The sequence below is a fragment of the Shewanella septentrionalis genome, assembly GCF_025370265.1.
GTDB lineage: Bacteria > Pseudomonadota > Gammaproteobacteria > Enterobacterales > Shewanellaceae > Shewanella > Shewanella hafniensis.
On record NZ_JAMTCC010000044.1, the window covers coordinates 1 to 20,060 of the forward strand.

Consider the following 20,060-nt stretch of genomic DNA (forward strand, 5'->3'; position numbering starts at 1 on the left):
AGTAACCGTAAGACCATCACCGCAACGGGTGACGCTTTTTCATGGCTATCTAAAGCCAACCATAGCCGCTTGAGTTCTTCCTCAGATAAATAACGCTCACTGTGCGTAGACTTATACCGCTTAAAGCCTTTGCAAGGGTTACTTTGCGCTGGACGATACTCATATACTTCGGCTTGCTGCATCATTACCGACAACAACGGCAACAAGCGATTAGCCATGCCTTTCGAGGCATGCATACCATCAAACCACTGCTCTATGTGTTGTCGTGTCAATGCTGCAAGTGGAACATCACCCAACACAGGGGCGATATGCCGCGTAAAACCACGCTGGCTATTGAGTAATGTTGAGGGCTTCCAATGACGGGCATATCTTGGAAAAAACTCTTCAGCGAACGCACAGAGCGTAAGAGAGGGCGCAGGTTCACGCACCACCCCATAACGTAACGCATCTATCTGCTTTCTTGCCTCAAGTCGCGCATCATCAAGCGTGATATCATTTGCATTGCCGATAACATGAAGTTGTCGCAAACCTTGATACTGGAAGCGAACGTAATAACACCGAATACCAGAGGGATAGGCTCGCATAAAAAAAGCGGGAAAATATTTATCGTAAAACACCGTTATTTTCTGTGGTGTGGGTAAATTATCAATCATTGACTGTTGTAGTTTAATACTCGGCATAGGTTTTCCTCGTTCAGTAAGGTGGCATTCAAGAGGTGTTTTCGAACCATTTTCGGGCTAAAAACACGTAAAAAACGCATTAAATTTCACTGAGCGAAAATCAATAAAACACATTTAAATCAATGCACTAAACTCAACAAACAACCACCCCCTTGGAGCGTGGGGTGTAATTGATGAACATTGCAGAGTATTCGATACGCCACAAAGTCATCAGTTGGATGTTTGTGTTGCTGCTACTCGTGGGTGGCGGAGTGAGTTTTACCGGTTTGGGGCAATTAGAATTCCCCGAATTCACCATTAAAGAAGCCCTAGTGATCACGGCTTACCCCGGCGCATCACCTGAACAAGTTGAAGAAGAAGTCACACTGCCGCTCGAAGATGCCCTGCAGCAACTCGATGCCATTAAGCATGTGACCTCGATTAACAGTGCGGGCCTGTCACAAATCCAAATTGAGATTAAAGAAAGCTACGACAAAACCACGCTGCCACAGGTGTGGGATGAAGTGCGTCGTAAGGTCAACGACACGGCGGGCAACTTGCCTCCGGGCACCACTGCGCCGCAGGTGATGGACGACTTTGGTGATGTGTATGGCATTTTATTTAATCTCTCAGGCCCTGATTACAGTAACCGCGAGTTGAGCAATTACGCCGACTATCTGCGCCGTGAACTCGTGCTCGTGCCCGGGGTTAAAAAGGTCTCGGTTGCAGGCAGCGTCACCGAGCAAGTCGTGATTGAAATCTCCCAGCAAAAGCTGTCGGCACTAGGATTAGATCAAAGCTATATCTATGGTTTAGTGAACAATCAAAACGTGGTCTCCAACGCGGGCAGCTTAGTGATTGGCGATAACCGTATTCGCATTCATCCCACGGGCGAATTTAGCAATGTGCAGGATCTGGCGCGCTTGATTGTCAGCCCACCGGGTAGCACTGAGCTAATTTACCTTGGCGACATTGCTAATATTGAAAAGGATTACGACGAAACCCCGAATGTGCTTTACCACAATAAGGGCGAAGCGGCGTTATCACTGGGGATTTCTTTCTCTAGTGGCGTGAACGTGGTCGAAGTCGGACAAAAGGTCAGTGACCGCTTAGCCGAGCTTGAATCCCAACGCCCAATCGGCATGAATTTAGCGACGGTTTACAACCAGAGTCAGGCGGTCGATGAGACAGTCAACGGCTTCTTAATCAACTTATTAGAATCCATTGCTATCGTGATCGCCGTGCTCCTGCTGTTTATGGGGCTGCGCTCAGGCATGTTGATGGGCCTGATCTTACTGCTGACGATTCTAGGTACCTTTATCGTGATGAAAGTGCTGGGGATTGAGCTACAACTTATCTCCCTCGGCGCACTCATTATCGCCCTCGGCATGTTGGTCGATAACGCGATTGTGGTCACAGAAGGTATTTTGATTGGTCTTCGCCGTGGTAAAACGCGCCTCGAAGCCGCCAAGCAAATTGTGGCTCAAACCCAATGGCCGCTCTTAGGGGCGACTGTAATTGCCATTATTGCCTTTGCGCCCATTGGCCTATCGCAAAATGCCGCCGGTGAGTTCTGCCGCTCTTTATTCCAAGTGTTGATGATTTCGCTGTTTATCAGCTGGATAACCGCCATCACCTTAACGCCATTCTTCTGCCATCTGTTATTTAAGGATGCGCCGAGCGATGAAGAAGCCCAAGACCCCTACAAGGGCTGGTTTTTCAGCTTATATCGCGCAAGTTTAACCCTAGCGCTGCGCTTTAGATTGGTGAGTATTCTGCTGGTTATAGCCATGCTGTTCAGCGCTGTGGTGGGCTTTGGTCATATCAAGAATGTGTTCTTCCCTGCCTCTAACACGCCGATTTTCTTTGTGGATATCTGGATGCCAGAAGGGACAGATATTAAAGCGACCGAACGCTTTACCGCTGATATCGAAAAGTTAATGCTCTCGCTGAACGAGCAAAAAGACGTAGGGCTAAAACACTTAACAACCGTTATTGGTCAAGGTTCGCAGCGTTTCGTCCTGCCCTATCAACCAGAAAAAGGCTATCCCGCCTTTGCGCAGTTGATAGTCGAAATGCAGGATCTCGCCGCCGTTAAAGCCTATATGCCAGAGTTAGAAACCTTGTTAAATCAACGTTTCCCACAGGCGCAATATCGCTTGAAAAACATGGAGAACGGCCCTTCGCCCGCCGCCAAAATTGAGGCACGCTTCTATGGCGATAATCCTGAAGTGCTACGCGCTTTAGGCGACCAAGCCGAAGCCATTTTCCACGCCGAACCGAGCATGGATGGCATACGCCACAACTGGCGCAACCAAGTGCCCTTGATCCGACCACAGTTAGAAAACGCCCAAGCGCGGGAAACGGGGATCAGCAAACAAGATCTGGACAATGCCCTATTGGTTAACTTTAGCGGTAAGCAAATTGGTTTATATCGAGAAACCAGCCACTTGTTGCCGATCGTCGCCAGAGCGCCCGCCGAAGAACGTTTGCAAGCAGACAGCCTATGGAAGCTGCAAATTTGGAGTAGCGAACACAATACCTTTGTACCAGCCACACAAGTGGTGAGTAACTTCAACACTGAGTGGGAAAATCCGCTGGTGATGCGCCGCGATCGCATGCGTATGCTCGCTGTGATGGCCGATCCTAAGCTTGGCAGTGATGAAACCGCCGACTCTGTGCTGCATAAAGTGAAAGACAAGGTCGAAGCGATCAGCTTGCCCGCAGGTTATCACTTGGAATGGGGCGGTGAATTTGAAACCGCAGGCGAAGCACAAACCGCAGTATTCAGCTCGATTCCTATGGGTTATCTGGCGATGTTCTTGATCACTGTATTCTTGTTCAACTCAGTGCGTCAGCCCTTAGTGATCTGGTTTACTGTGCCCTTGGCCCTGATTGGGGTGTCTGCGGGACTCTTGTTATTCGACGCCCCTTTTAGCTTTATGGCGCTACTCGGCCTGCTGAGTTTGTCGGGTATGGTGATTAAAAACGGTATCGTCTTGGTCGATCAAATCAACCTCGAACTCAGTGAAGGCAAACCCGCTTATTTCGCCTTGGTCGACTCCTGTGTCAGCCGTGTGCGCCCCGTCATGATGGCGGCGATTACCACTATGCTCGGGATGATCCCACTGATCTCTGACGCCTTTTTCGGTTCAATGGCGATTACGATTATTTTCGGTCTCGGTTTTGCGTCACTGCTAACACTCATAGTACTGCCAGTGATGTACAGCCTAGTATTCAATATTAAAGCGACAGCGATAGGAGGTGAGTCACCTAACAAATAACACTCAACGTATAGCTCCGCAATTGATCCAAAAACGCTTCCCGGCGCGGCCGGTCAGTCACTCGTGGCTGGCTGGTCATTTCTAATTACATGTCCCACCCCTAGCTATTGCGATCTGTTGCGCTTATCTGACTTGCCATTTACACTTGATGGCGAGCGACAGGCTCAAGGAAGTGATTATTAAATAAGGAAGTTATATGAAGCTCATCAAGCTAGCTGTGCTGCTCGGCCTCGTTTTTATGGCGTATCAAAAATGGTATGCAGTCAAACCCCTCGAATCCCATTTATTAACTTCTGTCCCCGTAAAAGTGCACATGTTACCTAATCCCAAGGCGCTACATAAAAACTCGGGACAGGTCAGCGTTGAAACCATCACCACTCAAAAACAACCTCAAGAACCGCTGGTATTGAGCGTTATCGCCTACAGCTCCCAGTTTGAAACCATAGACGAGGAAGACATTACCGAGCTTTCCTTCGATGACACCAACACGCTAGCGAAAAAGTTTAAAGAGATGCAGGGAACAGATGAGCTGAAATTGACGCGCGGTTATATTGAACACGGCGGGCAGCGGGGTTATGAGATCAGTATGGATATGGGTAAAGATCTTGGCACTTTAGTGCAGCATGCCTATGCCTACAATAATCACCTGCTGATTTTAACCGCCAGCTATGATGACAACGGCCAAAACCGCCGCACCGCAGAAGCCTTTCTCAACTCAGTGGAATTTTTATAACGAGTGGAAGAAGTACACCAGCGGCGCAGCTCAGAGGATTCTGAAGGCCGCTGGTATTGAAGCGAGGTTTGGGTAGAAGCTCAAACGAATAAACGCGTAAATCAAATTAGCTAGACCATAACAGACTAAGGCTTAGGATCTTTATCCTGCGCGTTATCTTGTTCTTTATTCTGATCTTTATCAGGCAGCTGATGGCTCGCCGGCTTGACATCACTCGGATCGACTTTATGTTCGAAGTCGCCCTCAAACACATTACCGTCTTTCTTCACGCTATGATCAAACGGCGCTTGGCCAAATGGGTCCTGCGGCTTAGGCCCAAAAGGACTTTGGCCCGCTTGAAAGCCACCGTGCATTCCGCCCTGTAATCCCGCCACAACCCTTAACTGCATGCGCTTGAACAGCAAGGCAGCAATGGGACGACGAGTGAATGGCGTCAGCAATAACAGGCCAATAGCATCGGTTACAAAACCGGGGATCACCAGTAAAATACCCGCCATGGCTAACATCATGCCTTCGACGATTTCTTGCCCCGGCGCTTCACCGCGAGCGAGTTTTTGTTGTACTTGCATTAAGGTGCTTAAACCTTGGCTGCGAACCAAGGAGACCCCGAGCACAGCGGTAAACAGCACTAAACCTATGGTAGTCCAAGTGCCAAGCACTTCACCCACACGGATCAGCACCGACAGCTCTATTACTGGGATCAGCACAAAGAGTAAAAATATAATGAAAAACATACCGACCTCAGGTTTATCTGACTATCTGTGTAAACTAAATGGGGACTATCCGGTCTTAATTCAAGTCAGGCTAAGCATAGCGACAGACTCAGGGGCGAATCACCACAGATTTAGCAATGGATATCACAACTGATATTTAGCTCACCCTTTTGTTAACGCGCTAATGTATGAGACCATTAAAACACGTAAAGTAGCCTAACTCAGTTGGCTTAAGCGAACTTTAAGATTCTTAAGAGACGATACCTAACACCATGCAGCATCAGTATTTAGTGGTTAGCACTACCTGCCCCGATGAAGTACAAGCCAATACCTTGGCTCGGGCTTTAGTTGAGTCGCGTATTGCCGCTTGTGTTCATATCTCCGCCCCAATACGTTCAATTTATGCTTGGGAAGGGAAAATCTGTGACGAACAAGAATTTAGTTTACAGATTAAATGTTTACAAAGTCGATATTCAGAGTTAGAACAACTTGTGCTTAGACTTCACCCTTATCAAGTACCCGAAATTATTGCCGTGCCTGTGACTCACGGGCTACCAGCCTACTTAGATTGGATAAAAGACAACACTCAGCCATGAAAAAACTACTCAGCCTTATTTTCACGTCTTTATTGCTCCTCACGCCCTTAGCGCACAGTGAAGGGGTTTTCGGTAACAAATTCGACTTCATGAAGAGTGAACCGGAATTGATGCCTGTCGATCAAGCATTTGCCTTCGATTTCAAGCAAGAAGGTAATCAGGTCAAACTCAATTGGGTGATTGCCGACGGTTACTACATGTACCGCGACAAGCTTAAGTTTACTGTCAATGGCGCCGAGCTAGGCACAGTGGCGCTGCCCAAGGGCAAGCCCCATGAAGATGAGTATTTTGGCGAGCAAGAAGTCTATTACACCTATGTGGATATTCCCGTTGCGTTAAAGCAGGCCGATGAAAATGCCACGCTTACCGTCACTTTTATGGGCTGCGCCGAAGGCAAGTTGTGTTATCCACCGACCAAACGTGACGTGGTGCTAAAAGCGATTGCCGCCAACGATGGCTTAATCGCAGGTGCCGAAGCGAGCGAATCGACCGCCGCAGCAAAGCCAACAAGCACTGAGTCAGCCAGCATTGAACCGAACACGGCCGATAAAGCCAATACCCAACCTATTACTCAGCAAGATACCCTGAGCCAAATGCTGTCAAACGACAGCCTGATTTGGACCTTAGTGATCTTCTTTGGTCTAGGTGTCGGTCTGGCATTAACGCCCTGCGTGTTCCCTATGTACCCGATTTTGTCTGGCATTATTGTTGGCCAAGGGCAAAAACTCTCAACCGCGAAAGCCTTTACCTTGTCTATGGCTTACGTCCAAGGTATGGCAATCACTTACTCTATCTTAGGGTTAGTGGTCGCATCGGCGGGACTGAAATACCAAGCGGCATTGCAACATCCCGCCGTGTTAGTGGTATTGGCGATTCTATTCTTTGTGCTCAGCTTATCTATGTTTGGCCTGTACGATTTAAAACTGCCATCGAGCTGGCAAGAAAAGATGAACTCAGTATCGAACAACCAAAAAGGCGGCAACTTAGTTGGCGTATTCTTGATGGGCGTGATTTCAGGTCTGGTCGCATCACCTTGCACTACCGCGCCACTATCGGGTGCGCTCGTTTATGTGGCCCAAACCGGCGACTTACTCCAAGGCTTCCTAGCCCTGTATGTGCTGAGTATGGGCATGGGTTTACCTCTGCTGATTATCGGCACCTCAGGCGGTAAATTATTACCCAGAGCGGGCGCTTGGATGGACATCATCAAGACCGTCTTCGGCTTCCTGTTGATCGCTGTGTCTATCGTAATGCTCGGTCGTATTTGGACGGGCGTGGTATCCGATGTGCTTTGGTCACTATGGGGCGTGAGCTTCACCGGCTACTTGATGCATCAGAACAAACTCAGTCCCTTCAACTGGAAACAAACTGTCCGTTCAGTGCTATTAACTCTGACGCTACTGGCGAGTTTCTCCTACGGATTCCAAGCTGTGATGGGCCACTTTGGTTTTAATCACAATCCCGTAGGCACTGCGGCGACGACCGAAGAAGCCCATGGCTTTAAACGGATTAAATCCATTGAAGATCTTGAGCAAGAAATCGCTGCCGCTGCCGCCCAAGGTAAGCCTGTGATGCTGGATCTCTACGCCGATTGGTGTGTTGCCTGTAAAGAGTTTGAAGCCATCACCTTTAAGGATGCCGACGTGTTAGCCCGCATGAATAAAATCGTGCTGCTGCAAGCGGATGTGACTAAGAGTGACAAGGTTGATGTGGCCTTACTCGAAAAATACAATGTGCTCGGTTTACCTACGTTGTTAATGTTTAACGAACAAGGTGAGCAAAGGGAAGATTTACGTGTGACTGGTTTTATGGGCCCTAAAGATTTTGCCGCCCATTTAGATCATCTGGTGAAATAGTCACGGTTTAGACTTAGACCACTAAAGCAATTTCACTCTCGCAGGTTTTAACCAGCAAGTGTATTTGCCGCAACACCAATAGAAAGCGGACTTTTTTCATTAAAAGTCCGCTTTTTTGTTCCAGTGTCATAGATTTCTTATACAATCACTCATAATTTTGGACTTTTTAGATTGGAGCATCATGGAACCCGGTATCCTCATTATCACACTCATCTGCGGCATGCTCGTCAGCCGTATAGGACTACCACCGCTCATCGGCTACTTAGTGGCAGGCTTTGTACTATTCGTCCTCGGGATAGATAAAGAAAGCCTGCCATTGCTGCAAGAACTCGCCAGCCTAGGCGTGACTTTGCTGCTGTTTGCTATTGGTTTGAAACTCGATATTCGTAGCCTGTTCAAGGCCGAAGTGTGGGCGGGTTCGAGTGTGCACTTAGTACTCTCAATCGTGGTTTTTGTGCCGATTCTGAAACTCTTCGGCTTACTGGGTTTAAGCCAACTCACGAGTCTTAACCTTGAGCAACTGACGTTAATCGCCTTTGCGTTAAGCTTCTCCAGTACCGTATTTGCGGTCAAAGTGTTAGAAGATAAGGGCGATGTCCAATCCCTCTACGGCCGGGTCGCCATTGGTATCTTGATTATGCAGGATATCTTCGCCGTACTGTTTTTAACAATTTCTAAGGGCGATGTACCTTCGGTATGGGCCTTCGCATTACTCTTACTGCCACTGGCTAAGCCTCTCATTTATAAAGCCTTCGACCGTGTCGGCCACGGTGAACTGTTAGTCCTTTTCGGCCTAGTGATGGCACTCGTGGTTGGCGCTTGGTTATTTGAATCTGTTGGCCTGAAACCCGATCTCGGCGCACTGATCATAGGTATCTTGTTGGCGGGCCACAAAAAGTCCTCAGAGCTGGCAAAATCCCTATTCTATTTTAAAGAACTCTTCCTCGTGGCCTTCTTCTTAACGATTGGTCTCAACGGCTTACCTACGGTATCGGATATCGTTCTCGCGGCACTGTTAGTGCTGCTAGTACCACTTAAAATCCTGCTGTTTGTTTACATTCTTACCCGCTTTAAGCTGCGTTCACGTACCTCTATGTTGGGCTCGTTCAACCTAGGTAACTTCAGTGAATTCGGTTTGATTGTCGCCGCCGTCGCCACCTATAAAGGCTGGTTACCTCCCGAGTGGCTAGTGATCATCGCCGTAGCATTAAGCTTTAGTTTTTTACTCGCCGCGCCGCTTAACGCTACCGTAGGTAACATCTATCAACGATTCCAGCAGCGTTTAATCAAGCTTGAAAAAAGCCCGTTACACCCAGAAGACAGACCGATAGCCATTGGCAATCCACGCTTCTTAATCTTAGGCATGGGCCGCATTGGTAGCGGCGCCTACGATGAACTCAGGGAACAATTTGACGGCGAAATTCTCGGCATTGAGCACAAGCAAGACTTAGTCGATTTACACAAAGCCAAGGGCCGCAACGTAGTGCAAGGTGACGCCGCGGATACCGACTTTTGGGAGAAACTCGATAGAGCCCCTAACCTTGAGTTAGTGCTGCTGGCCATGCCGCACCACGCGGGAAATATGTTTGCAGTTGAGCAACTTAAAAAACTGAATTATCAAGGCAAGATCAGTGCGATTGTGCAGTACAGTGACGATGCCGCGGCACTTCGCGAATCCGGCGTACACAGTGTTTACAACCTGTACGAAGCCGCCGGTGCCGGTTTTGTGGATCATGTGATTTATGAGCTGTTGCAAGACTCAGAGAAAAACGCCGCGCAAGCGGAAGAAACAGCGCAAGTGGCTGATCCTAAAATTAATGCAGAGTCCAATAGTTAAGTGCCTGCTAATGCTGCATTGAATTAAAATCACGCCATAATAGGCCGCACAAACGGGCAGTTACCTCCTCTGCAAGTTTGTGCGGCATCCAACTAACTACTGACTAATCTTTACAAATCAATCGACTAGATAACGCACTGAATACGTTATTTTGACTTCCTATCACAGTATCGATTTTCTCATTGCCGCCCATCGCCATTTCAGCAAAAAATCTCAGTTACATCACCGACTCAGTCGTGATATAAATCGATGACGGTAACGAAATTAGCTCAGCTTTTTTGGAATTTTTTACAGCATGTCAAACCCTGCGCAGCGCGCCACAAAGTTATTTGTCCAAACCTTTGGCACTAAAGCCGACGATTTATATCAAGCCCCTGGGCGCGTCAATCTGATCGGTGAATACACGGATTACAACGACGGTTTTGTACTCCCGGCAGCCATTAATTTTCATACAGTGATTGCGGTAAAACGCCGTGACGACACTAAGTTTCGTGCCGTTGCCGATGCCTTTCCCGGACAAATTAAAGAGTGGACCTTCGGTCAAGAAAACGACATGGACCCGCAAGATGGCTGGGTGAATTACCTCAAAGGTTTTACTGCGGCTATGGCGCAAACAGGTTTATTAGCCAAGGGTTTAGACTTAGCCATTGTGGGCGATGTACCACTTGCAGCAGGTTTATCCTCATCGGGCGCCCTCGTTGTCGCCTTCGGCACTGCCATCAGTGATACCAGCCAATTGCATTTATCGCCAATGGCGGTAGCGCAACTGGCCCAACGTGGTGAGCACAGATATGTCGAATCGGCCTGTGGCATCATGGATCAAATGTGCAGCGCCATGGGTGAGCAAGACCACGCGCTGCTGATTGACTGCTTAGATCTGGACAGCGAAGCCATTCCCATCCCAGAAAACCTAAGCCTTATCATCATAGATGCCCATATTGAGAAACAACGTTTAGCCGCCACCAATCAACAACGTCGCAACGAATGCGCCCAAGCGGCAGAATACTTTGGCTTAGATGCGCTGCGTCACCTCGATTTACGTCGATTAGAAAGCGCAAAAGCCGATTTAGATGAAGTGTTATATCGCAGAGCAAAACACGTCGTCACAGAAAATCAAAGAACCCAGAGTGCAGCCCGCGCGTTAGAGCAAAATAACATTCAAAAATTCAGCCGCTTAATGGCGGAATCCCATGCTTCACTGCGGGATGATTTTGAAGTCACACTGCCCGAATTTGATACCTTAGTTGAGATTGTCAGCCAAGTGATTGGCGAGCGTGGCGGCATCCGCATGACCGACGGCTGCGTGGTCGCTTTAGTCGATCATGAACTGACCGACGCTGTCGTGGCCGCCGTTGAACATGAGTTTTTCGACAAAACCGCAATTGATGCCACTGTCTATTTATGTTCTGCCAGCGCGGGCGCGGGCCGCATAGACAATTAGCCAGAACACGCTTAAAACAAAGAAAACCAATACAGTGACAAGGCCGTCGATAACATACGAATTCATCGCTGAACTTTATGGTGTTGATGGCAAATAATAGGGTTAACATACTCATTTAACACAATAAGCAGTGAGCATTTTCAACACAGAGGGAAGCTAAATGGTACGTTTCAGTGTTTTGGATCCTTGGACCGATCCCCGCGGCGGCGAAATCGAACGGGTGAGGATCGACAATGGCATACTCGCATTAGAAGTCATCAGCTTAGGCGGAATTATCCGTGCTCTGTGGACCCCAGATAAACACGGCGAACGTGCCAATATCGTCCTTGGTTGCGACAGCGCCGAAGACTACCTGACGCAATCGGCTCACTTAGGCGCCATTGCTGGCCGCTTTGCGAATCGTATCGCTAACGGCAAAATGCACTATCAAGGTCAAGATTATCAACTCGATGTCAACCAAGCGACTAACTGTTTGCACGGCGGCCGTGAAGGGTTTAATCGTAAAAACTGGCACTTAGGCCAACTGCCCGATGGTGTGCGCTTGACCTTAATGAGTCCAGACGGCGACATGGGTTTCCCCGGTAATTGCACGGTTCAACTAGATTATCGCCTCGCAGGGAATAATCTCTATGTGGAAATTTTAGCTTCGGTGGATAAAGCCTGTCCCGTGAGCTTAACCCAGCACAGTTATTTCAACCTCGATGGTTCAGAGACCAATCACGAGCATCTGATACAAATCGATGCCAAGCGTTATCTCACCATGAATGATGTCAGTGTTCCCACTGGGATTGCCAATACTGCAGGGTCGATTTTCGACTTGAGTCAGCCGATACGCTTAGGCGACAAACTGCATGCCGCAGAATTGGCGAGCACGCGCGGTTATGATCACTGTTATATGATGAATGACCCCGACGGTTCACTCGCCCGCTTTGGCTGTTTAAGCAGCCCAGTGAGTGGTCGCGCTATGACGGTTTATACCAATCAACCGAGCGTGCAGCTCTACTGCGCTAACTTTTTAGATGGCACTGTAGGTCGCAATCAACAGGTATTAAATCAACATCATGGCGTGTGTTTAGAGCCGCAGATGCTGCCAGACTCACCGAATCAAGGCGAGCGCTTTGGTGATGATGTTTGGTTAGTACCTGGCAAGGTTTATCACCACATCAGCCGATATCAGTTCGATGCCGATGCGTAACATTAGCTATAAATTAGCGGTATATTAGCGGGTAAATCGAGTCGCGATAAAATAGCGATGAATTGAGGTTAACACTCGGTTTCGCGGAAGGAAATAAAGCGATAAGGAATAAAATAAGCCCTATTTTATTCCTTACACTCACAGTGTTAGCCCTTAAGCCGACACTGTGTTAATCATCAAAATCATCGCCCCAATCATCGTCAAAATCCACGCCTACGGCATCGGATTCCACTTCTGGTTCAACTTCAGGCTTTGCCTTACGTACAGGCGCAGTTTCCTTCACGTTGTTTAGGTCAATACGAGCTTGATGCTTACTCATGAATTGAGCTCTAGCCGCCTTCCATGCACCACTAAACTTAGCCTCAGCAGCTTTTAACGCAGCCTCATCTAAGTCGTATAGGTTCACTTTGACTATATCTTCCACATACTCAATGATCGCATCGCGATCGGTATTGTATAGGTAGATACGTCCTGGGGAGGCATCGGGCAGCTGGTTGTCATGGACGACAATCGCGTTGCCTTTCGATGTTCTCAGCTCACCATACCAAACCTGTTTCTTTGCTGTGTTATACATATATGCTAATACCCTTAAATCAACACATACACTATGAGTTTTTTAGCCTGAATAAGCGAAGCATCGCTTGCTTTGATCCACGAATAGCGCCGGAAAGTCTCTGACGTTTTCAACTGGGTATTTTTACAGAATATTTCCGATAATCAATGCCTCATACCATGAAATTTTCACTAATTACGTATTAATTTCTGCCAAAGTACCCAAAAAGTTTAATCATTAACGACTTTAGTCTAAAAAATCGACGCGGCAAGTTTTATTCCCAATAAAAAGCAATCATATCGACTATGTTCGATGGGCTTAAACTTTGCGATTCGAAGTTGCCGTTCGAGGTTACTGCAAGGTTAAGCATCAGGTTTAACCATGACGATTTAACGACAGTCGCGCAAACGGCTATTTACCACTGCGTTACTCAGCCACGCTTTTGCCAGAAAAAAGATCGCAGACTGGCATCGAATGGTAGCGACCTAAACCAGCTCGCTGCCAAGCCAACGTGCCTAATCTAAATAACAGTCAGTACCACCTTGCCCCTGTGCTCACCCGACTCCATCAGCGCATGGGCTTTCGCGGCTTCGCCTAATGGGAAGGTCGCAAAAATATTCGGCACAATTTTATGGGCGTTTAACAGCGGCCAGACTTTCTCAAATAATTCGGCGGCAATAGCGGCTTTAGCCTCCACGCTTTGTGGTCTTAGGGTCGACCCTGTCCACATAATACGTTTTGCCATCAGGCGGAAAATCTCGACTTCGGCCTTAGGGCCACGCTGCATCGCCACCGACACCATACGGCCGTCCATCGCTAAGGCTTGTAAATCGAGATTAATAAAATCGCCACCCGCGATATCAAAGACCACGTTCACGCCCTTATCTTGGGTGAGTGCCATGACGGGCTCAACAAAGTTGTGGGTGCGATAATTGATGACTTCAGCGGCGCCAAGGCTCAAGCAATAATCGCGCTTCTCATCTTGCCCCGTCGTGGCAATGACTTTTGAGCCTAAGGCGCTGGCAAGTTGAATGGCCGTACTGCCGATACCGCCCGAGCCGCCGTGGATCAACACAGTCTCGCCCGCTTTCAGTCCCGCACGCATAAACAGGTTGCCCCATACGGTGAAGAAGGTTTCTGGCAGCGCGGCGGCCTGCACATAACTAAAGCCCGTTGGAATAGGTAAACAGTGGGCGGCATAGGTGAGCACGTACTCACCATAGCCCCCGCCCGGTACTAAGGCGCAAACCTTGTCGCCGATTTGCCATTGGCTCACGCCGTCACCGAGGGCACAAATATCACCCGCGACTTCAAGACCAATAATCGGTGATGCACCCGGTGGTGGTGGATAAGCACCCACCCTTTGTTTGACATCGGGGCCATTTACTCCTGCTGCATGCACGCGGATCAACACTTGGCCAGACGCTGGCACAGGCAAAGGCGAGCGCGATAGCTGCATCACCTCGGGCGTCCCGGGTTGCTCAACATGGATATGGGTGTATTCGCTTGGTAAAGCTGACATAAAAGCTCCTTTGGGAATGGCATCGACCTCATCGCAGATGGCTTAGCATCTCAGGGTTCGAGTGCTAACTGCGGAAAAGTGCATCTAACCTTAATGCGGCTAAGCTAGCGCGAATTCAAGCCAAATAGCCACTCTTATTCCACAAGGTATTCAATCAGGTATTTCATAAGGCATTCAATCAGGTATTTCATAAAGCATTCAATTAGGCCTTTCTAAGCTGTGGAGTCCCACAGACTCAGCTTCTGGCGCGAGTCCTTTGAGCAATAAGCTGAACCTAAGCTGAACCTAAGCTGAACCTAAGCTGAACAGAAAAGATGTATCAAACAAATTTACAGGTAAATACTAGATATATTAAAAACTTACAGCCATCATTTGAACGCATTATTTGCCAGCTGCGATGTTTGTCGCGCTATTGTTATCACGCAAATAATCCAATGAGGTTTGATGCAAGCTTAGGTTCCACGCATCAAATAACGCCCAAGGAAGATCTGCTTTGCAGACTAGATAACTACGGATACACAATGAAAAACACACTGCTCTTCGCAGCTATTAGCTTAGCTTTTGCGACTCCCGTTCTCGCCCATGACACTCATACGAGTCACCCATTAGGCAGCAACACACTCAGTAATCCACAAGCACAACCGGCACCACGACCACCCTCGGCGCCCATTAGCCAAATAGAATCCCATAGACCGCTACTGCGGGAGACGCCATTGATGGCATCCCCGAATGAGCCAACTATGACAGAACAGACAATGACAGAACCGCCTAAGATGCATTCACGCAAGAAGCGAGAAGTATCTGAGCAACCGCCACTTAAGTTACAGAGTCGCAGCGCCGCACTGCAGAGCAATGACTGCAGTGACTTTGTCGGTAAATCGGGCCAAGCCCTAGTGGATCAATTGAGCCAATCGACACCCGAGTGCGTCGGTAAGCTCTATAGCCTCAAAGGCAGTGCTGCGACCGCGCTATTTAGCGAGGCCAATGTGCTCAGTGTCGCCAACGCCATTGCCACTAAAGCCAAGGACTACACTGGGGTCGATGTTCAGCATCTTGAATCGCATATTTACTTTGTCCGCGCCGCCCTCTATGTGCAGTTTTACAGCCCAAATGATGTACCCGCTTACAGCAGCGCCGCTAAGGCCAGCTTAAAATCGGCCCTCAACGCTTTATTTGCCAACGCTGCAATTTGGACTGTTTCCGATGACAATGCTGGCGTGTTGAAAGAAGCCTTAATCCTGATTGACTCTGCCGAGCTCGGCGCCGATTTTAATCATGTCACCATAAAAGTGCTAACGGACTACGACGCTAACTGGCAAGCCAGTTTCGCCATGAACGCCGCAGCAAACTCAGTGTTTACCACCTTATTCCGCGCCCAGTGGAATGATGAGATGCAGGCGCTGTTCGCTCGTGACCAAGGCATTTTAGATGCGCTAAATAACTTCCAGCTCGAACACCGTGACTTGTTAGGCACCAATGCAGAGTATCTGTTAGTCAACTCAGTCAAAGAGTTATCTAGGCTGTATTACATTGATGCCATGCGCCCGCGAGTGACTCAGCTAGTTAAAAACATCCTCAGCAGCACCAGTAAAACCGAACCGAGCAAAGTGCTTTGGTACGCGGCGGCTGAAATGGCCGACTATTACGATCGCAGCCATTGTAACGATTACAATATCTGTGGCTTTAAGGCGCAGTTAGAAGCCGATACCCTACCGTTCAACTGGAAATGCTCCGACAGTCTCAAGATCCGCGCCCAAGATCTCTATCAAGATCAAGCCAAGTGGGCCTGTGATGTGCTGACCAGCCAAGAGAGCTATTTCCACAGCAAACTTGAAACGGGCATGCAACCTGTAGGGCAAGATAACAACGATGATTTAGAGCTAGTGATCTTTGGCAGCTCGTCTGAGTATAAATCCTTAGCCAACAGTATCTTTGGCATCAATACCGACAACGGCGGCATGTACCTTGAAGGCTCGCCCGCCGGACTCAAAAATCAGGCGCGTTTTATCGCCTATGAAGCCGAATGGCGCACGCCGGATTTCCATGTCTGGAACCTGCAACACGAATATGTGCACTACCTCGACGGGCGCTATAACCTGTTTGGTGACTTTAGCCGCGGCACGTCGGCCAATACCATTTGGTGGATTGAAGGTCTAGCGGAATACATTTCTTACCGTGATGCCAATACCGCGGCGATTGCCATGGGCGAAACCGGTGAGTTTATGTTGTCGACCATATTCAAAAACAACTATGAATCGGGCCAAGACCGTATCTACCGTTGGGGTTATCTGGCGGTGCGCTTTATGTTTGAGCATCACAGGGACGATGTAAGACAGATTCTCGCCTACCTACGTAACGACCAATACGCGGAATATCAAACCTTTATGGATGGCATCGGTACACGTTACGACAACGAGTGGCAAGGTTGGCTCGCCAGCGGCTTGAGCACGGCTGACGATGGCATAGTCGATAAAGGCCCAAGTGATGTCGATGCTGAGCCCAGTGGCCGTGAAGGTCATTGGAGTGGTCCTGCGGGCACTATCAGTAAGGATTACTCGCCTTGCCAAGTGACGAACGAAGCCTACCGTTACACAGAATCGGCCAGCCTTAAAATCGATGTGCCGATGGAATGCATCGACTCTAAACTCGGTCGCGCCAGTTTCAGTTTCACTAATACCGATCGCTCGGCCCAAGATCTGTGGATCAAGATTGGCGGCGGTTGGGGTGATGCCGACATTTATTTCAATTCTAAAGGTTGGGCAAGCCCAGAGCAAAACCAAGGCGCGGGGATCGGCAACGGTAACTATCAAGTCATTAAAGTGCAGTTAAACCCTGACGAATATTGGCATTACATTACCTTGTCGGGAGATTTTGGCGGCGTTGATATGCAAGTTAGCACCACTGAGCTGTTCGCTGATGTTGATCCCGATCTGGGAGATGGCGGCGTGGATCCTGAGCCACCAGCAAATTGCGGTGCAGTAACCTTAGACTATGGCCAGCTCACACTGGGCAAAAACGAGTGTATCAGTGGTGGACGCAACAGCTTCTACTTCTGGGTTGAGGAAGATAATACTCAGTTCACCGTCACCACTAAGGGCGGCTCTGGGGATGCCAATCTCTACTTCAATGCCAGTCAGTGGGCCGACGCCGATAATGCCGATGCCAAGAGCACTCAAGTGGGTAATCAAGAGTCGCTAAGTTTTAGTGCCAATCGCGGCTGGCGTTATATCACAGTAGATACTGCCACTGAGTTTAGCGGCGTAACACTCACCCTCAATACAGGCGCGAGCAATACGCCTACGCCAGCTCTAATCGCTAATGCCTGCACGACGCAATCGCCCTTGAGTCATGGTGAGCTGAGTTCAGGCAAAGCCATCTGCACCGCCGATGGCCGCAGCGATTACTATCTTTGGGTGCCAGAAGGTACGAGTCAGTTAAGCATCAACTCGGCCCATGGCAGTGGTGATGTGAGCCTGTTTTCGGGGACGACTTGGGCCAATGCTCAGCACTTCGATGCAGCGTCTGTCACGCCCGCCAACACGCGGGAAAGTATCACAGTCACTGCACCAAGCCTAGGTTGGTATTACATCACAGTGCAGAGTGAACCCCAGAGTTCGGGTGTCGCACTGCAAGTCGATTTACGCTAGTTGGCTGTCGTTGTTTAAGCCAGATCGTTTAAATCAGCTTTTGAACTCTAGCCACTTAACACTAAAGGCTTAAATCAAGTACTTGAATAAATAGCAAAATCCCTGCCATGGCAGGGATTTTTATTGGCTAAATGCTAACGAATACTCTTTTATATAAACATGAGGTTATAAGCGCAGCTGTTCAAGCACTTGCACTCTGTCCTTGGCCTTTGCTTCATAGTCGTTTGAAAATCGCTCTGCCATTTCAATGCTCTGCTGATAAAGCGTTAACGCTGTTTTCGCATCGACCGCGCCGCCCTCGCCTTTATCTAACAAGGTTGCGAGCTGAAAGTAAGCATTGCCTAAAATGTCCGCCTGCAAACCTTGCTTGGCACCCAGCGTCGTCACTCTTGTTAACCAGTAGCGCGCGTTAACTGCATCTCGATGGGCTTCCGATAACAAGATATTGGCAAGTTCGGCTGCGGCGTAGAGATCCCGCTCGGCGGCAATCTGCCAAAACTGCGCACCCGCCGCAAAATTATCTGCCAAATAGTAATAATCGCTGGCCGCCGCATGGGCCAGTTCAGGCTTAGCCTTCACACTTAGACGATAATTTTCCAGCGCGGCGTTAGCATCAAAATACGGTGAATAGGGTAACAGTTGATAGAAAGCCATAAGGCTGCTTGCCTCTGGCATTCCTTGGTCAACTAATTGATTTAACTGCTGCCACGCTTGCGTTTCTCTAACCTTATCTTCACCCGTATTAACGAGGCCACGCTCAATAACCGATAAAGGTAAACGGATTAACTCAAGCTTTGCCGTGTTATCACCAAAGCTTGCGGCGCGCCCGAGCCAATAGGTTTTTTCATCATTTCGCCCCGCGTAACCGGCTTGAGCACGCATCCAGTGCAAGGCTTCAATATCGCCCGCCTCTGCGGCTTCACGGTAATACTTTAGCGCCTTAGCCTCGTCCTTAGGCAAGGCGTGGCCCAACTCATAGATACGCGCCAATAAGCGCTTATCTTCGGCCTTGGCACTTTGAGCTAAGGTCTTGATTTGTGATTCAGGTTTACCATAGGCATACAGTTTCACATCACCGTTAGCATAAGCATATTGAGTGCCGTCGGGATACTTCACCTCAACCGTATCGGGCTGATACCAGACATCGACCTCGTAATGCTCGGCAATCTGTGGATTGAAGTTCACCCGCATCACCGCCTCATCGCCACGCCGAACGGCCTGAGTATACGGGCTGGCCCACAGGCTAGAAGTGCGCTGCAGGCTACTCTTCAGCCGTGCCTCGAAGGGCTTATCTTCCTCTGGATAATGAATAAAAACCGGATAGTAAACTGGGGCTAACGACAACGGCGTGGTCGCCAGCAGTGAGTTATCTGTCTCGCTGCCTGCATGAATAGGATCGATATTAAGCTCATGACTTAAATAAAAATCATCGTGGGATGACACTTGAGTCGGCAACGCCGTTTGGCTGGCAAGCTGAGCCGCAGAAGCCGAGGTGCCCTGCAACTTGGCGAGGTAATCCCGTTGCAGCGTTTTAGCTCTCTGCCACAACGGATGGTTCGGCAGTATTGTCACATCGAGCATTAAATCCTCGAGATGCCACTGGCAATCACCGCCACCATTTAAGGCTAAGGGCAGCGAAAACTCACTCGCTTCACTGCCGCTACTGATTACTTGCCGTAGCACTGAGGTTTCTTCGAGTGTGGCGCGGTAGGGATTAGCAAGATCGCCACTGGGAAAACGGATTTCCTTGCGGGTACAAATCGATGAAGCGTAATAACCGACGAGTTCTAATTGCGTATTGGCGGGCAACACACCGACAAATTCGAAACGCTGGCTGTCCGCCGGCGCCGTTACTTGATCGACTGGCAACTCACTGCGAAACAAGGACTGCCAAAAAGAGGCCATGACCGGAGAGGCAAACATCAGCCCAGCCGAGCAAGCCAGATACAGGGGCGCCCGATGAAAACACTGTAACAAACTCATAATGCCAGCTCTCCGTCGCTGATGAGGCCCACTCGCACTCA

Annotated in this window: 13 protein-coding genes; 8 read left to right on the top strand and 5 right to left on the bottom strand. The window is 48.9% G+C overall.

The window, feature by feature from the left end:
* Positions 1–680 (bottom strand): tyrosine-type recombinase/integrase (locus tag NE536_RS19395; protein WP_483414585.1); only part of this gene is annotated, 680 nt, incomplete at its 3' end.
* 173 nt (positions 681–853) lie between these two features.
* On the opposite strand from NE536_RS19395, the gene NE536_RS19400 reads away from it, so the two are divergent.
* Positions 854–3,943 (top strand): efflux RND transporter permease subunit, encoded by a 3,090-nt coding sequence (locus NE536_RS19400; RefSeq protein ID WP_261273718.1) that lies wholly within the window; start codon positions 854–856, stop codon positions 3,941–3,943.
* A 196-nt stretch (positions 3,944–4,139) separates the two neighbouring features.
* Positions 4,140–4,676 carry a hypothetical protein gene (locus NE536_RS19405; protein ID WP_063883606.1) on the top strand — a complete coding sequence of 179 codons (537 nt, stop codon included), beginning with the start codon at positions 4,140–4,142 and terminating at the stop codon, positions 4,674–4,676.
* Positions 4,677–4,801: 125 nt separating this feature from the next.
* On the opposite strand, the gene NE536_RS19410 is transcribed toward NE536_RS19405, so the two are convergent.
* The gene (locus NE536_RS19410) at positions 4,802–5,410 is read right to left on the bottom strand and encodes an FxsA family protein (RefSeq protein WP_261273719.1); all 609 of its coding nucleotides are present in this window, start codon (positions 5,408–5,410) and stop codon (positions 4,802–4,804) included.
* A gap of 251 nt (positions 5,411–5,661) precedes the next feature.
* Between NE536_RS19410 and cutA the strand changes: the two genes are divergently transcribed.
* The 5 genes from cutA (at position 5,662) to NE536_RS19435 (ending at position 12,314) form a co-directional block, all read left to right on the top strand.
* Positions 5,662–5,985, top strand: coding sequence for a divalent-cation tolerance protein CutA (gene cutA / locus NE536_RS19415; RefSeq protein WP_006086120.1), 324 nt, complete (start codon positions 5,662–5,664; stop codon positions 5,983–5,985).
* Positions 5,982–7,841 carry a protein-disulfide reductase DsbD gene (locus tag NE536_RS19420; RefSeq protein WP_261273720.1) on the top strand — a complete coding sequence of 620 codons (1,860 nt, stop codon included), beginning with the start codon at positions 5,982–5,984 and terminating at the stop codon, positions 7,839–7,841. Before cutA ends, NE536_RS19420 begins: the two co-directional genes overlap by 4 nt.
* A 181-nt stretch (positions 7,842–8,022) precedes the next feature.
* Entirely contained in the window at positions 8,023–9,678 is a 1,656-nt protein-coding gene (locus NE536_RS19425) for a cation:proton antiporter family protein (protein ID WP_006086122.1), read from the top strand.
* Between the two features lie 295 nt (positions 9,679–9,973).
* Complete coding sequence (gene galK, locus NE536_RS19430; protein ID WP_006086123.1) at positions 9,974–11,119, top strand: galactokinase; 1,146 nt, start codon at positions 9,974–9,976, stop codon at positions 11,117–11,119.
* A gap of 160 nt (positions 11,120–11,279) precedes the next feature.
* On the top strand, positions 11,280–12,314 hold the full coding sequence (locus NE536_RS19435; protein ID WP_261273721.1) for an aldose epimerase family protein: 1,035 nt from the start codon (positions 11,280–11,282) through the stop codon (positions 12,312–12,314).
* Positions 12,315–12,483: 169 nt separating this feature from the next.
* Here NE536_RS19435 and NE536_RS19440 read toward each other — a convergent pair whose 3' ends face one another.
* Both NE536_RS19440 and NE536_RS19445 read right to left on the bottom strand, forming a co-directional pair.
* Positions 12,484–12,888 (bottom strand): hypothetical protein, encoded by a 405-nt coding sequence (locus tag NE536_RS19440; RefSeq protein WP_220591940.1) that lies wholly within the window; start codon positions 12,886–12,888, stop codon positions 12,484–12,486.
* Between the two features lie 499 nt (positions 12,889–13,387).
* Positions 13,388–14,389, bottom strand: a complete 1,002-nt coding sequence (locus NE536_RS19445) for an NAD(P)H-quinone oxidoreductase (protein ID WP_259521114.1) — start codon at positions 14,387–14,389, stop codon at positions 13,388–13,390.
* 521 nt (positions 14,390–14,910) lie between these two features.
* Between NE536_RS19445 and NE536_RS19450 the strand changes: the two genes are divergently transcribed.
* On the top strand, positions 14,911–18,036 hold the full coding sequence (locus NE536_RS19450; RefSeq protein WP_261273722.1) for a M9 family metallopeptidase: 3,126 nt from the start codon (positions 14,911–14,913) through the stop codon (positions 18,034–18,036).
* Positions 18,037–18,201: 165 nt separating this feature from the next.
* Here NE536_RS19450 and NE536_RS19455 read toward each other — a convergent pair whose 3' ends face one another.
* Positions 18,202–20,019, bottom strand: a complete 1,818-nt coding sequence (locus NE536_RS19455; RefSeq protein WP_261273723.1) for an SEL1-like repeat protein — start codon at positions 20,017–20,019, stop codon at positions 18,202–18,204.
* Between the last annotated feature and the right edge of the window lie 41 nt (positions 20,020–20,060).